The organism is Asticcacaulis solisilvae (assembly GCF_052327315.1).
Taxonomy (GTDB): domain Bacteria; phylum Pseudomonadota; class Alphaproteobacteria; order Caulobacterales; family Caulobacteraceae; genus Asticcacaulis; species Asticcacaulis solisilvae_B.
Genome location: NZ_CP166196.1, coordinates 3,412,079 through 3,426,731, shown reverse-complemented (window position 1 = coordinate 3,426,731; position 14,653 = coordinate 3,412,079). Strand labels below are relative to the sequence as shown.

Genomic DNA, 14,653 nt, shown 5'->3' with positions numbered 1-14,653 from the left:
TGGACATCAGTCTTTGCGCGATCAGGCCGATTTAACCGCGAATTTTCCGAAAAATCAAATGAATTTAGATATTTATGCCTATTGCAATGACCGTGTTAGGCTTGCATCATGGCCGATACTACCCATAACAATCCCGAGCTTCGCCGCATGGACCGCAAGATCGCGCGTCCGTGGTGGCAGGGCCGTGGCTGGCTGGTTGCGGTCTCGGTTATTGCCGTCCTTGCGGCGGGAGGCATAACCTGGATCAGTCTGCCGCCGCCGGGCACGATGACGGCCGCGCCGGGTGCGCCGGAGATCGGCGACGTGGTGCGGGGACCGTTCCAGGACTATGTGCCCCTGCGCTCGAGCGTCGTGCCGCTCGACATCACCTATATCACCGCCGTGGCCAGTGGCCGGGTTGCCGAGGTCTCGGCCCAGGACGGCGATTCCGTCCTGGCCAGCCAGGCGCTGGCGCGGCTCGACAATCCCGACCTGACGCTCGAGGTCGCGTCTCACGAAACCGAAATCTCGACGCGGTTGGGCGATACCAACACCCAGCTCATGGCGCTGCGGACCAGTGAGGCCGATCACGACCAGGCCCTGGCCGATGCCGAATACGCCCTGCACAAGGCGCAGGAAGACCTGCAAAAATACCAGCGCCTGCGCGAACAGGGGGTGGCCAACGACGCCAATGTCAAACCACGAGCCGACGAGGTCGCCTATCAGACGGCGCGCGTGACGGCGCTGAAGCGCAAGCAGGCCGATGACGCGGCCTTCTTCGCCGGCCAGAGGCTGCAGATCGAGGCCCAGGCCGGCGATCTGCGCCGTTCGCTGGCCGAGGTGCGCCATGGCCTGGACGGCCTGACGGTGCGCGCGCCTTTGGCCGGGCGGCTGACGGGTTTCGAACTCAAACCCGGCCAGGCGATCAGGACGGGCGACGCGCTCGGTGAGATCGATTCCGAAGACGCCTGGAAGCTGTCGGCCGAGGTCGACGAGTTCTATGTGTCGCGCTTAAACCCCGGTCTCAAGGCCAATGCCAGTGTGCACGGGCAGGACCGCGCCGTCCATGTCAGCAAGGTCTATCCGCAGGTGCATGACGGCCATGTCACGGTCGAGATGACCTTCGACAGCGGAATGCCGGGGGATCTCAAGCGCGGCGAGGCCATCGACATGCGCCTTTCGCTGGGCCGGACCAGCCAGGCCGTGCTGGCGCCGTCGGGCGCCTGGCTTACCGACAGCAACGGCACCTATGCCTTCGTGCTCAATGCCCGTGGCGACGGCGCCGACCGCCGCGCCATTTCGACGGGCCGCCGCAATCCCGACTATGTCGAGGTGCTGGGCGGCCTCAGGCCGGGCGATCGCATCCTCACCGGGTCGCTATCCGGTTACACCCGCGCCCAACATATCCGCTTCGGAAAAGACAAAGCCTCATGACCGACACCCTCATCGAACTGCGCAACATCACCCGCCTTTACCGCGCCGACGATATCGAGACGGCGGCGCTGCACGACATATCGCTGTCCGTGCGGCGCGGCGAATTCGTCGCCGTTATGGGGCCGTCGGGCTGCGGCAAGTCGACCCTGCTCAACATCCTCGGCACGATCGACCGCCCGACCTCGGGCGCCTACCTGTACGATGGCGCCGATCTGGCGCAGCAGGCCGAAACCAGGCTGTCGCAACACCGCGCCCAGCATCTCGGCTTCATCTTCCAGAGTTTCAATCTGGTCGATGACCTGACCATATTCGAGAATATCGAACTGAGCCTGCTGTACCGCAAACATTACAAGGGGTCGCGCCGCAAGGCCGTCCAGGCGGCCATGGACCGCGTCGGGATCGCCCACAGGGCGCGCCACTATCCGCACCAGCTGTCCGGCGGCCAGCAGCAGCGCGCGGCGATCGCCCGCGCCATTGTCGGCGATCCGGACCTGATTCTGGCCGACGAACCGACCGGCAATCTCGACACTGAAAACGGCGCCCAGGTCATGGACATCCTGCATGGGCTCAACCGCGCCGGCGCCACCATCGTCATGGTCACGCATTCGCCCAGCCACGCCGATCAGGCCTCGCGCCGCATCGATATCCTGGACGGCCAAATGGTGGCCTCCGTCGAACAGGTGCTGTAATGCTAACCTCCGCCTTCGCCGCCTTCTTTCGCTCGTTCACGCGCCATCCGCTGTATGCGCTGCTGAACCTGCTCGGCCTGTCCTTCGGCATCGCGGCCTTCATCACGCTGAGCCTGCTTTACCATTTCGAGACCAATTACGAGCGCTGGAGTCCTGAGCGGCCGCACGTCTATGCCATCGGCATGCGCGTTCACGTGCCGGGCGTACCGGACGATCTCGGTCTCAAGACCACGGGCGGCCTTCTGGAAGACATCAAAACCGCCTGGCCGCAGGTCGACGGCACGCGGGATTTCGCCGACTGGTTCATCGTGCACCGCGGCGCCAATGTCATCGCCGAGAATATGGAATTCGTCGATCCGAACTTCCTCACCTTCTTCAAGGTACCGATCCTGCGCGGCGACCCCGCGACAGCCCTGGCCGATCCGTCGCACATCGTGGTGAGCGCCGCCATCGCGCGCAAATATTTCGGTACGGTCGAAGCGATCGGCCGTCCTCTGACGCTCGGCAATGCGGAGGGCATCAACACCTACACGATCAGCGCCGTCATCGCCGACCTGCCGAAAAACAGCGACATGCGGTTCGACATGCTGCGCCGGCTGACGCCGGATCTTGGCGACAAGTATATGAACGGATGGCATGCACTGCCCGTTCCGACCCTGAAGACCTACCTGAAATTCAAGAGCCCGGCGGATGCAGCCCACTTCGCCGCCCAGCTTCCGGCTTTCGTCGACCACCAGGCCGGAGCCAATGTCCCTCCCGGTATGGTGCCGCACAAGCTGATCGACCTGTCGCTTGTGCCCCTGGCCGATATCCATCTGCTCAGCCCGAAATTGAAGGCCGCGATCGCCTCGCTGGGCGTCGTCGGCATCCTGGCCCTCGGCCTGGCGCTGATCAACTACGTTAACCTGGCAACGGCGCGCGCGGGACTGCGGGCGCGCGAAGTGGCGGTGCGCAAGACCCTGGGCGCGCCGCCGCCGGCCCTGCGCCTGCAATTCCTCATCGAGGCCGTGCTGACCCTGCTGCTGGCCTTCGTGGTGGCGCTGTCGGCGGTCGAGCTGACCCTGCCGCTGATCAATGCAGCCGGTGGCCTGTCGCTTGTGCTCTATCCGGCCGATGCCGGCTGGGTCCTGGCGCTGCTGGGGTGCGTCCTGCTGGCAGGCCTGGTGGCCGCGCTCTATCCGGCCTTCGTGCTGTCGGCCTTCAAGCCGGCCCAGGTCCTGGCGTCCAGCCGTACGCCGGGCGGCGGGCGCGCGGCGGGATGGCTGCGCACCGGGCTTGTCATGATGCAGTTCATTGCCGTGGTCGTGGCCTTTGTCCTGATGGCCGGCTTCATGCTGCAGGTCCGCCATATCCAGACCGCCGATCTCGGCTTCCGGCGCGACAATCTGATGGTCGCCGGCGGATTGCTCAATTCGGTCGTTACCCCGGCCCAGCGCGAATCCTTCATCGTCGCCGCGCGAACGGTTCCGGGGGTTCGCTATGCCAGCTTCGCCAACACCGAGCCCGGCCCCGGCATGGATTCCGTCGGCGGCTTCGGACGGGTGCTTCGGCCGGGGCAGCCCCCCAACGCGGCTTCGGCGCTCGGCATCGTGTTCGTCGGCCAGGACTATTTCCAGATGATGGATGCGCACCTGCTGTCCGGCCGCCTGTTCGACCTGCAACACGGCGAGGACCAGATGTGGAGCGGGCCGGACGAAGCCAAAAGCGGCCGTATGATAAGCGCGGTCATCAACCGCACCGCCGCCAGGGCGCTGGGGTTTGCCTCATCCGCGGCCGCGATCGGCCAGACGGCCAGGTTTCTCGATGGCCAGCTCCGCATCATCGGCGTCGTCGACGACATGCGCCTGAAGAGTCCCTATGAAGCGATACAGCCGACGGTCTATCTGTTTTACGCCCACCCTACCTACACGGCCGGCATGGTCAGGTATCAAGGCGTAAGCGAAGCGGCCATGCGCAAGGCCCTGACCGCGCTGTGGCGGCAGATCAATCCCGACGTGCCGCTTGACGTCGTGGTCGCATCCGAAAATCTCGACGCCTATTATCGGCCAGAACGCGACCGCAGCCGTCTGTTCACCATTGGCACCGGCATAGGGGCCCTGATTGGCTGTATCGGCCTCTACGGCATGGCTGCCTTCAATACGGGCCGGCGGGTGCGCGAAATCGGCATGCGGAAGGTTTTGGGCGCGTCGCGCGGGCAGGTGGTTACACTGCTGCTGGTGCAGTTCCTCCGTCCCGTCGCCGCGGCCGGCCTGATCGCCTGTCCGCTGGCCTGGATTATCCTTCAGCGCTGGCTGGCGCAATTCGACGACGCAATCGCCACGCCTTTGTGGCTGTTTCCGTCAGCCTGCGCCGCGGCGCTGCTGATCGCGCTCCTGACCGTGGCCGGCGTGGCCTTTGCCGCCGCCAGCACCGAACCCGGCAAGGCGCTGCGGCACGAATGAAGCGTGACGGCCGTGGAACAATCCGCTAACGAAGCTGTTAACAAAGCTTAATAGCGTTACCCAAAAGCGGAATCGCGACTATATATGCGCGGTGCGTTTCGATGATCGCTTTCTCGAAGAGTTGAAGACTCGCCTGCGGCCGTCCGAGGTCATAGGCAAGAGCGTGAAACTGCGCCGCAACGGCAAGGAATGGGTCGGGCTGTCGCCCTTTACCAAGGAAAAGACGCCGTCCTTCTACGTCAACGACCTGAAGGGCCAGTTCTTCGACTTCTCGTCGGGCAAGAACGGCGACATCATCAGCTTTCTTCAGGAAACCGAACGGCTGAGCTTCAACGAGGCCGTCGAGCGCCTGGCCGGCATGGCTGGGATGGCCTTGCCAGCCGTAACGCCGCAGGCCATTGCCGCCGAACAGAAGATCAGGGGCCTCGGCGACTGGATGGAGCTGGCGGCGCAATGGTTCGTCAACCGCCTGCACGACAAGACGCCGGCCGCGCAAAACGCGCGCGAATACCTGACGCGGCGTGGGCTCTCGGCCGAGGATATAAAGACCTTTGGCCTCGGCTATTCCCCGCGCGACCATACGGCGCTGAAGGATGCGCTGGTGCAGAAGGGCGCCAAGGTGTCGGAACTGGTCGAGTGCGGCCTGCTGATCGAGGTCGACGGCAAGGCGCCCTACGACCGTTTCCGCGACCGGCTTATGTTCCCGATTCACGACCAGCGCGGCCACGTCGTCAGCTTCGGTGGCCGTGCGCTCAATCCCGACGAAAAGGCCAAATATCTCAACGGCCCCGAAACGCCCTTGTTCCACAAGGGGCGGATGCTGTTCGGTCTGCCCAAGGCGCTCAAGCTTCTGGGATCGGAAGACACCCATGCCGAACTGGTCGTGGTCGAAGGCTATATGGACGCCATCGCGTGCCAGCGCGCCAAGATCGCCGCCGTGGCGCCGCTGGGGACCGCGCTGACCGAGGAGCAGATCGACCTCCTGTGGCGCCGCCATCCGGAGCCGACCCTGTGTTTCGACGGCGACAATGCCGGCCGGCGCGCCGCCTATCGCGCGCTCGACCGCGCCCTGCCCAAGTTGAAGCCCGGGCGCTCGTTCAAGGTCTGCCTGATCGAGGGCGGCAAGGACCCGGACGAGGTCCTGCGCGAAAAGGGTGCCCTGGCCCTGCGCGAGGCGTTGACTCACACGCGGCCCTTCGTCGACGTCCTGTTTCAGCGTGAGTTCGAGGTCGAGACGCTCGACACGCCGGAAAAGAAGGCGGGCTTCAAGAAGCGCCTGCGGGCCCTGGCCGACCAGATCGAGGACAAGGACCTGGCGCAATCCTATCGCCAGGACCTGCTGGAGCGTTATGACACGCTGTACAAGCCGCAGTACCAGCCCGGGCAGGGCGCACCCCAGGCCGAGTACCGCCGGGATTTTCGGGGTGGTTTCCGCGGCAAACCGCTGCCGCCGATCACGACGCCGGAAGGTGTGCGGGCCAGCCAGGCCCTGTCGGCTTCGATCGATCCGATTGCTGCCGCCCTGGCGCAGGGGCTGATCGACAACCCGGAATGGATGGAAGACCAGGTCGAGGGTGTCGAGGCCTACGGCCTGGGCGATCCTCAGCTCGATCCGATCGCTCGGCTCCTGGTGACGCTAAGTTTTCAGCATCAGGGGCTTGACAGGGAGACCTTGACCCGCCATCTGCACAAACAAGGACTTGGCGCATTGTTGAGCGAGATCCAAAAGGCGGCCTTGAAATCAGGCGCGCCATTCCTCGCACCGGACACGACTCTCGCACATGCCCATGCCCGCTGGATTGAGGCGTTCAACGCGATGTCGCGTTTGACGGCCTTGGACCGCGCCTTGAATTCTGCCTACGACCAGGTCGGGACAGAATTTTTTACGCGGCTCAAGCTGGAGCGTGATTCCCTGCGGCGGTCCTTGAGAAGCGGACAGATATGGCAGGATGCAGCAAAGAAGGCGTGAGCAGCTTATGCTTAAGGCTTCATTGAGGAAAATCCTGGAATAAACGGCAGGGCAGTGGCCCACGGTTTGCTAGAGGCAGGCCGATTAGCGGAGAGCTAGATGCAAGCAAGTAAGCTTATGGGTGGCAATCGATGAGCGCGGCGACCGAAAAACCCGAAGCGGATGCCCCGAGCGACGGCCCATTGCTCGATTTGACCGATAGCGCGGTCAAGAAGTTCATCAAGGCCGCCAAGGCGCGCGGCTACGTCACCATGGACGAGCTCAACAAGGTCCTGCCGTCGGAGGAGTTTACCTCCGAGCAGATCGAAGACACGCTGGCCATGCTGACCGAAATGGGCGTCAACGTCATCGAGTCGGAAGAAGACGCGACCGAAGGCGGCGAAGTCGCCGTGCGCGAGGAAGCCGGCGCCCTGGCCGAAACCGCCAAGACGTCGAATTACGATCGCACCGACGACCCCGTGCGCATGTACCTGCGCGAAATGGGTTCGGTCGAGCTGCTGTCGCGCGAAGGCGAAATCGCCATCGCCAAGCGCATCGAGGCCGGCCGCGACACCATGATCCGCGGCCTGTGCGAAAGCGCGCTCACCTTCGAAGCCATCATGGTGTGGCGCGAGGAACTGGGCTCCGGCCGCATCCTGCTGCGTGAAATCATCGACCTGGAAGGCACTTACGGCGGCGGCCCGTCGGAAGGCCCGCCTCCGGGCGCGCTCGACGGCTCGGAAGACGGCGACGAGGAAGCGGCCGACGACGGCGTCATCGCCCTGCGCGCCCCGGCGCCTGTCGCCAAGGCGCCGGAACCGAAGCCTGAGCCGAAGCCCGAACCCAAGCCGGAGCCGGTCGTCGAGGCCAAGAAGGCCGAGCCGAAAAAGGCCAAGTCGGGCGACGACGAGGACGATGACGACGACTACGTCCCGATGGACGAGGAAGAGAAGAAGCCCGAAACCACCGAAGAGGAGGAAGAGGACGACTTCGACGATGGCGCCGGTCCGTCCGTCTCGGCCATGGAATCGGAACTGCGCGAAGGCGTCATGGCGACGCTCGACGCCATCGCCGGCGAGTTCGAAACCTATCGCCGCGTCCAGGACAAGATGCTGTCGGCCAAGCTGGAAGGCCAGCCGATCGATCCGGCCGACAAGGCGGCGCACGACGAGGTCACCTCGACCATCACGCGCCACCTGAAGACGCTGAAGCTCAACAACCAGCGCATCGAAGCCCTGGTCGAACAGCTCTACGCAATCAACAAGCGCCTGATGTCGCTGGAAGGCCGCCTGCTGCGCCTGGCGGACAGCTACGGGATTTCGCGTTCGGAATTCCTCAACGCCTATTATTCGCGCGAACTCGATCCGCAATGGAGCGACAAGGTCCGCGACATGGGCCTGCGCTGGCAGAAGTTCGTCGACAACGACGCGGGCGCCATCGCGCGCATCCGTGGCGATGTGACCCAGCTGGCGACCGACATGGGCGTGGCGGTCGACGACTTCCGCCGCATCGTCCAGACGGTGCAAAAGGGCGAGCGCGAGGCCCGCCAGGCCAAGACCGAAATGGTCGAAGCCAACCTGCGCCTCGTCATCTCGATCGCCAAGAAGTACACCAATCGCGGCCTGCAGTTCCTGGACCTGATCCAGGAAGGCAATATCGGCCTGATGAAGGCGGTCGACAAGTTCGAGTACCGCCGCGGCTACAAGTTCTCGACCTACGCCACCTGGTGGATCCGTCAGGCGATCACGCGCTCGATCGCCGACCAGGCCCGCACCATCCGCATCCCGGTGCACATGATCGAGACGATCAACAAGATCGTCCGCACGTCGCGCCAGATGCTGCACGAAATCGGCCGCGAGCCGACGCCGGAAGAGCTGGCCGAAAAGCTGGCCATGCCGCTGGAAAAGGTGCGCAAGGTCCTGAAAATCGCCAAAGAGCCGATCTCGCTCGAAACCCCGATCGGCGACGAAGAGGATTCGCACCTCGGCGACTTCATCGAGGACAAGAACGCGGTCCTGCCGATCGACGCGGCCATCCAGTCGAACCTGCGCGAAACCACGACCCGCGTGCTGGCGTCCCTGACGCCGCGCGAGGAACGCGTGCTGCGCATGCGTTTCGGTATCGGCATGAACACCGACCACACCCTCGAAGAGGTCGGCCAGCAGTTCTCGGTTACCCGCGAACGTATCCGCCAGATCGAGGCCAAGGCCCTGCGCAAGCTCAAGCACCCCTCGCGTTCGCGCAAGCTGAGAAGCTTCCTGGACTCGTAAGTGTCCAGTACATGATTTCGAAAAGGCCCGTCTTCGGACGGGCCTTTTTTTTTGCGCGCGGCTGTGCCACAGTCGCGAAAAACAGGGAGTGCCAAGCATGGATCGCCGCCTTTTCCTGGCCTCGGCCGGAGCTGTTTTGCTACCGGTGTCAGCGCGGGCCGCCACGGTGCGGCTGAATGTGCGCGATTTCGGCGCGACCGGCGATGGCGCGACGAAGGATACGCTGGCGGTCCAGCAAGCCCTTGATCGCACGGCCATGCTGGGGGGCGGGGAGGTCTTCGTGCCAGCGGGCACCTACCTGATCGGCACCATCCGTATCGGGTCGGGCACGACGCTCAATCTCGATCCACAGGCGATCTTGCAGGGCTCGCCCGATCTTGGCGATTATTCGCTGACTCAGGTGCGCTGGGAAGGCAAGTGGATCAAAGGCTATATCGGCCTGGTGTCGGCGCAGGGCGCCGACACTTTCGCCATCACCGGGAAGGGCAAAATTCTCGGCAGCCCGATGATCAGGGGCCGAGTCGACAAGGCGACGGGCCTGCGTCATCCGGCCTTGCTCGAATTCGTGGCGTGCAAAGGCGTCCGCATCGACGGCGTCTTCACGCAGCAGAACGACATGTGGTCGATCCACCCGGTCTATTGCGATGATATCGCGTTCAAAAACATGACGGTCAATGGCGGCGCCGACGGCATCGACGTCGATTCCTGTACGCGCGTGGTCATCGACAACTGCCAATTCGACACGGCGGACGACTGCATTTCGCTGAAGTCGGGCAGGGGGATGGAAGGCAATACGATCGCCCGGCCGACCGAGGACGTGCGCATTTCGAACTGCACCTTCCGCGACAAGAACTGGGCCTGTATCGGCATCGGCAGCGAGACCTCGGGCGGCATCCGCAAGGTTCGCGTGGAACATTGCGTCTGCCTGTCGGCCAGGACGTTTGCCATCTATATCAAGAGCCGGCCGGGGCGTGGCGCCTTTATCGAGGACATCGTCATGCGTGACCTTGAGGTGTCGGGCGTCGGCGGTGGTTTCCTGCGGCTGAACGTCCTCGACAGCGGCAAGCAGGACGAGGCGCCCGTCCCCGGACTTGACGGCATTCCGAGGGTAAGCGACTTCGTGTTCGAAGACATCCGCGTGCACGACGTGCCGCTGCTGGTTGACGCTGTCAATATCCACCCGTCGAAGCCGCTCGACGGCCTGACACTGAAAAACATCAGCGGAACGTGTGCCGCCGGCATGAAGCTCGGCAATATCCGGCGTGCGGCCTTGGGCGGCATCACCGTCACGGGCTTGACCGGGCCGCTCCTGGCCACGCGCAATGTGTCGGGCACCGGGCTCGACGGCGCGGTTCCCTTACCGCCCGTCGGCTATCCCTTGCCTGTGCCGGAGGGAAAGCCCTACACCCTCGGTTAAAGCGTCGCGCCGTCCCAGTGTTCGTCGGCTTTGCCGTCGACGAAGCGCCACATGTCGAACCAGGTCGTGGTGTAGGTCTTCGACGGATCCTTCGGGTCCTTCATGACGCGCGGAAACGCGACGATGACCAGGTCGCCTTCGGCCACGACCGAGACGACGGGCGTCTGCATCTTCGCCGGACAGGGCTTGGGCTGGACCTTCAGGACCTGGGTGAAGAAGCCGACGACAGCGTCGCGGCCGGATTTCACCGCCGGATTGTGCTGATGATAGGCGGGCGTCAGATACGTGTCCGCTTCGTCCCAGTGACCGCATTCCAGCAGGTCCTTGACGATATGATAGGCCGCCTGCTTGTTGACGTTGAGCTTCGGGTCCGAACTGGTGAACAGCGCATCGGCATCGGCGGCCGCCGTCACGGTTTCCTGGGCGTGGACAGGGGAGGCCGCCAGCAGGACGGCAAGGATCGATCCGGATTTCAAGAGCTTCACGACATTCTCCGCGGTAATCGTGCGGGAACTATGCCGCAGCGGACGAAAGAGAAAAAGCCCCTACCGGATTTCAGCGTGCGCCGGCAGCCAATGCAGCGTTGGCGCATCCTCATAATGCCGGATCTGGTCGTAACGCTTGAGCACCAGCGGCGCCAGGGCGGCGACTTCGCGCGGTGAATTGAACTCGCACGGCCCGGCTTCCGGCGCCGGATCGGGTTTCGGTTCGGGCCGCCCGGGTTCGCTTTCCTTGCGGGGCGCGTAGTAATCGGCCGGCCGCCGCGCCACGTCGAGGTCGTTGCAGGTCAGGACTGCATATTCGAAGGCATCACTGTCGATGCCGGGCGCCAGCTGAAGGGCGGCCGGATAGCGTAGCAACATGTAGACTGAACGATCCCTGGTACGGCTGAGGTTGAGGCCGACCAACCAGTAGTCGCGGGCGTCTGCATTGGTCTCCGCTACGATCGGCCGAAGGCGCAGATAACTGACCCCGGCATCGAAAGGTTTGGTCGTATTGGAGACGATATTGACCGCAAGACCATGATCCTCGGGGGCGCTGCGTGTAATGTCGAGGCGGGTTACGACCGCGTCGTCGCCGTCCGGTCTGTCCGCTATCCGCACAAAACCGGCCGTTCCGAAGGGCCAGTCATGTCCAAGGTCGGAGCCGATAACGGGATCCGAGCCGGCGGCCGGCTTCTGGCAGGCCGTCAGACCGAACGTCATCAGTATGGCGACAGCAAGATATAGGTAGCGCATCGGGCACCTCCGGGACGCGGCGATGATTAATCACGCATCCGTGAATGTCAATCACGAACACGTGATTTACTCGGATAGCCGGCCTAAAGCCCGCTGCCAGTTTTAATCGTTTGGCGGGACGGCCGCGATTTTCTATGTCAGGCTTGGTTTTCTTGCCTACCCCATGCGGGGCGGAACGGACATATATGCCCAATTTCGATCTCGCCGCCTTTATCAGCGGCCTGCACATCAATCCGCTCTATTCGATCTCGGGCCTCGTCGTGGGTCTTCTGGTCGGTTTGACGGGCGTAGGCGGCGGATCCCTGATGACGCCGATCCTGGTCCTGGTCTTCCGCATCCACCCGGCGACGGCCGTCGGCACCGACCTGTTGTATGCCGCCATCACCAAGAGCGTGGGGACCGCCATCCACGGCGGCAAGCGCACGGTCGACTGGCGCATCGTCGGCCTGCTGGCGCTGGGGTCCATTCCCGCGACGCTTCTGACACTGTGGGCCATCCAGACCTTCGGCAAGTCGCAGGAAATGTCGCACATGATCACGCGGGCCCTGGGCTATGCGCTGTTCGTGACCGCGACCATGCTGCTGTTGCGCGGGGTCATCAAGCGCATGGCCGAAAAGCGCCACGAGCAGGCCGTCGCCGAGCACAAGCCGCTGCACACCGGCCGCCGCGCCTTCCTGACCATCCTGACGGGGCTGGTGCTGGGCTTCCTGGTGTCGCTGTCGTCGGTCGGCGCGGGCGCCCTGGGGGTTACCGCCCTGATCCTGCTCTATCCGCAACTGCCGACCGTGCGCATCGTCGGCTCGGACATCGCCCACGCCGTGCCGCTGACCTTCCTGGCCGGCATGGGTTATTTCTTCCTCGGCAAGGTCGATCCCAACATGCTGGTGGCCCTGCTGATCGGTTCGATCCCGGGGATCATCGCCGGCAGCTTCCTGGCGCCGAAGATGCCGGAAAAGGTGCTGCGGGTCGTGCTGGCGGTGGTGCTGACCCTGGTCGGGTGGCAACTGGTCACCAAGTAGCCGCACAAAAATACATCACATTTCAGCCCCTGATGGCTGTCGAGCGGTCTCAAGCTTGCCCGCCGCCCCGCTTTCGGTTACCCCTTTGTTAACGTTATGCGGCGGGGGACTTATGCGGTTTCGGGGATGGATGGGGCAGTTTGCCGCGGCGGGCGCGCTGATTGCCGCGCTGTCGGCATCCGCGGCCATGGCGGATGCGCCTGCGAACAACACCGCGCTCAACATCATGAAGTCGACGGCTGCGGTGCAGGCCGGCAAGTGCGACGAGGCCCTGCCGGCGCTCGAAGCCCTGTGGAACGACCCGGAATTCCAGGCCGCCGATCCTGACACGGCGGAACAGTTCCGTTTCGAGCGTATCCTGTGCACCCTGACGCAGAACGGCGCCGCCGCGGCCATGGCGCTGTCGGCCGAGAACGAACATCACGCGGGCGCCAGTATTGCGTCCTACGATCTGCATACCTTCCTGCTGCTCTCGACCAAGCAGATTCCGGCCGCCGCCGCCAATGTCGAGGAGGCCCTGACGCGCTTCCCGGACACGGCGTCCAAGCTGGCCGACATGACCGTCATGGCGACCCTGCTGGCGGTACAGGACGAGACGACGCGCTATAACCTGCTCAACCATCTCGAACGCGTCCGGTGGCAAATCCACGATCCGTCGGCACGGCTGATCATCGACACTTTGCGGCTTCACGGCCTGCGCGCGGCGGTCGCCGCCGGCGACCATGGCCTGGCCGAGCTCTATCGCGCCGATATGGCGCCCGACGGCTACATGTACGCGCTGATCGAGGGCGACGGCCGGCTGACCGACGCCTCGGTGCCGGCCGCACCGGTCCAGCCGGTGGTCCGCGCTCAGATCAACGAGGTCAAGGCCTATATCGCCAGCCGTCCGACCGACCTGCTGGGCCTGGAATACCTGATTGGCCTCGAACGCAGCGACGACGACCACGAAGTCGCCCTGGTGCAGCTGAGCGGCATCCTGACCCTGATTGCCCAGAATGGGCTGCAGAAGTTCGAACAGCCCAATGCCTATCCCAGCCTGATCGCCGACAAGGCGCAGCTGCTGCTGGACCTGCAGCGGGCGCCCGAGGCGCTCACGGTCTTCAAGGAGGGCACGGAGCGGATGCGGGGGCCGGGGACGATCGATTTCGTCATCGCCTATATGAACGCCCTGATCGATACCGGTCAGGAAAAGGACGCCCTGGCGCTGGAATCGCATATCACCCTGGTGGCGATGAATGCCAGCCAGAAACGCGCCCTGGCGGCGACCGAGGCCTGCGCCTTCGCCTATATGAAGGATACGGCGCGTTATGCCTTGTCCTTGAGCGCCAGCGCGGATGCGCACGGCATTGCGGCGATCAAGCCCTATCTGTGCGCCGGCGACATGGATGGCGCCGCCGCCGCATTGATCGCGCGCATCAATGACCCCGCCAGCCGCGACCAGGCCATACTGCTGATGCAGGATGTGAAGCCGCAGGTGCCGCACTCGGTCCGTGACCGCGACTATGTCAACGCCATTGCCGCCCTGCGCAAGCGTCCCGACGTGCTGGCGGCGGCCAAGGCGCAGGACATCGTCGTGCGCGCCTGGCCGCTGCGTTTCGAGCAATACTGATTGATCTTCCAACGACAACGACGCCGTTGTCGTGGCAAGGGCGACCGCCCGCGGGGCACGTTTGCCCGAGCCATGAGGCGCTTGAGCTGAAAAAGGCTTGATCCCTGTGGGATCAAGCCGCGTCGCAGCGGATCTTTAGCGGGCTTGCGGCCTGGGCCGAGGTCACATAGTCCTGGAAAACGCTGCAGGCGATCACGGGGTCCTTCTTGCCGGCCTTCATGGCGATGACCGTCACCTGCACCAGCGGCTTCTTCTCCACGATCTTGTCGAAGTTCGGCGTGTTCACGCCTTCACCGGTCATGTGAATGGTCTGGTCCTTGAGCGTGACATCGACATGGTCGGTGTTGAGGTGGATCGTGCGGTCCGATGCGTCGGCCAGCGACGCCGAAGCCGCCGTGGCGTTGCCGTAATAGAGGGCGGCGATCGTCACCGTATCGCCGCGCTTGGTCACCTTTTCGACGGCCGCCGGCGTGAAGCTGAGCGCGATGTCATAGGCATAGCTGGCAGGCTTGGGTGTTTCGGCCGGAGCGGCGGCCTCCTGCGGTTTCGAGCAGGCGGCGAGGGCGAGAACGGCAAGCGAAGCGAATACCAGACGCATGGGAACCCCCT

General features: G+C 64.2%; 11 protein-coding genes. 8 read left to right on the top strand and 3 right to left on the bottom strand.

The annotated features are described in order from the left end of the window. Positions 1-108: 108 nt before the first annotated feature. The 6 genes from AB8717_RS16215 (at position 109) to AB8717_RS16190 (ending at position 10,178) form a co-directional block, all read left to right on the top strand. Positions 109-1,413, top strand: coding sequence for an efflux RND transporter periplasmic adaptor subunit (locus AB8717_RS16215; protein ID WP_443748353.1), 1,305 nt, complete (start codon positions 109-111; stop codon positions 1,411-1,413). Further along, positions 1,410-2,102, top strand: a complete 693-nt coding sequence (locus tag AB8717_RS16210; protein WP_443748352.1) for an ABC transporter ATP-binding protein — start codon at positions 1,410-1,412, stop codon at positions 2,100-2,102. The genes AB8717_RS16215 and AB8717_RS16210 overlap by 4 nt, the downstream gene beginning before the upstream one ends. Continuing rightward, entirely contained in the window at positions 2,102-4,543 is a 2,442-nt protein-coding gene (locus AB8717_RS16205; RefSeq protein WP_443748351.1) for an ABC transporter permease, read from the top strand. The genes AB8717_RS16210 and AB8717_RS16205 overlap by 1 nt, the downstream gene beginning before the upstream one ends. 91 nt (positions 4,544-4,634) lie before the next feature. Further along, complete coding sequence (gene dnaG, locus AB8717_RS16200) at positions 4,635-6,512, top strand: DNA primase (protein ID WP_443748350.1); 1,878 nt, start codon at positions 4,635-4,637, stop codon at positions 6,510-6,512. 131 nt (positions 6,513-6,643) lie between these two features. Continuing rightward, positions 6,644-8,761 (top strand): RNA polymerase sigma factor RpoD, encoded by a 2,118-nt coding sequence (rpoD, locus tag AB8717_RS16195; protein ID WP_443748349.1) that lies wholly within the window; start codon positions 6,644-6,646, stop codon positions 8,759-8,761. 97 nt (positions 8,762-8,858) lie between these two features. Next, positions 8,859-10,178: a glycoside hydrolase family 28 protein gene (locus AB8717_RS16190; RefSeq protein WP_443748348.1), complete on the top strand. Its 1,320-nt coding sequence runs from the start codon at positions 8,859-8,861 to the stop codon at positions 10,176-10,178. Here AB8717_RS16190 and AB8717_RS16185 read toward each other — a convergent pair. Together AB8717_RS16185 and AB8717_RS16180 are read right to left on the bottom strand one after the other, a co-directional pair. Then, positions 10,175-10,663 (bottom strand): nuclear transport factor 2 family protein, encoded by a 489-nt coding sequence (locus tag AB8717_RS16185; RefSeq protein ID WP_443748347.1) that lies wholly within the window; start codon positions 10,661-10,663, stop codon positions 10,175-10,177. The two genes, AB8717_RS16190 and AB8717_RS16185, sit on opposite strands and share 4 nt — an antisense overlap. A gap of 60 nt (positions 10,664-10,723) precedes the next feature. Beyond that, positions 10,724-11,416 carry a hypothetical protein gene (locus AB8717_RS16180; protein ID WP_443748346.1) on the bottom strand — a complete coding sequence of 231 codons (693 nt, stop codon included), beginning with the start codon at positions 11,414-11,416 and terminating at the stop codon, positions 10,724-10,726. 185 nt (positions 11,417-11,601) lie between these two features. Here AB8717_RS16180 and AB8717_RS16175 point away from each other — a divergent pair, with 185 nt between their 5' ends. Both AB8717_RS16175 and AB8717_RS16170 read left to right on the top strand, forming a co-directional pair. Next, positions 11,602-12,435: a sulfite exporter TauE/SafE family protein gene (locus tag AB8717_RS16175; protein WP_443748345.1), complete on the top strand. Its 834-nt coding sequence runs from the start codon at positions 11,602-11,604 to the stop codon at positions 12,433-12,435. Between the two features lie 130 nt (positions 12,436-12,565). Next, positions 12,566-14,044, top strand: a complete 1,479-nt coding sequence (locus AB8717_RS16170; protein WP_443748344.1) for a hypothetical protein — start codon at positions 12,566-12,568, stop codon at positions 14,042-14,044. A 112-nt stretch (positions 14,045-14,156) separates the two neighbouring features. Here the strand turns inward: AB8717_RS16170 and AB8717_RS16165 are convergent, their stop codons facing one another. After that, entirely contained in the window at positions 14,157-14,642 is a 486-nt protein-coding gene (locus AB8717_RS16165) for a hypothetical protein (protein ID WP_443748343.1), read from the bottom strand. Between the last annotated feature and the right edge of the window lie 11 nt (positions 14,643-14,653).

Excerpts from the sequence above, each read along its gene's own strand:
- AB8717_RS16215 (WP_443748353.1), top strand. The coding sequence starts at position 109 with ATGGCCGATACTACCCATAACAATCCCGAGCTTCGCCGCATGGACCGC.
- AB8717_RS16210 (WP_443748352.1), top strand. The coding sequence starts at position 1,410 with ATGACCGACACCCTCATCGAACTGCGCAACATCACCCGCCTTTACCGC.
- AB8717_RS16205 (WP_443748351.1), top strand. The coding sequence starts at position 2,102 with ATGCTAACCTCCGCCTTCGCCGCCTTCTTTCGCTCGTTCACGCGCCAT.
- rpoD (WP_443748349.1), top strand. The coding sequence starts at position 6,644 with ATGAGCGCGGCGACCGAAAAACCCGAAGCGGATGCCCCGAGCGACGGC.
- AB8717_RS16190 (WP_443748348.1), top strand. The coding sequence starts at position 8,859 with ATGGATCGCCGCCTTTTCCTGGCCTCGGCCGGAGCTGTTTTGCTACCG.
- AB8717_RS16180 (WP_443748346.1), bottom strand. The coding sequence starts at position 11,416 with ATGCGCTACCTATATCTTGCTGTCGCCATACTGATGACGTTCGGTCTG.
- AB8717_RS16175 (WP_443748345.1), top strand. The coding sequence starts at position 11,602 with ATGCCCAATTTCGATCTCGCCGCCTTTATCAGCGGCCTGCACATCAAT.
- AB8717_RS16170 (WP_443748344.1), top strand. The coding sequence starts at position 12,566 with ATGGGGCAGTTTGCCGCGGCGGGCGCGCTGATTGCCGCGCTGTCGGCA.
- AB8717_RS16165 (WP_443748343.1), bottom strand. The coding sequence starts at position 14,642 with ATGCGTCTGGTATTCGCTTCGCTTGCCGTTCTCGCCCTCGCCGCCTGC.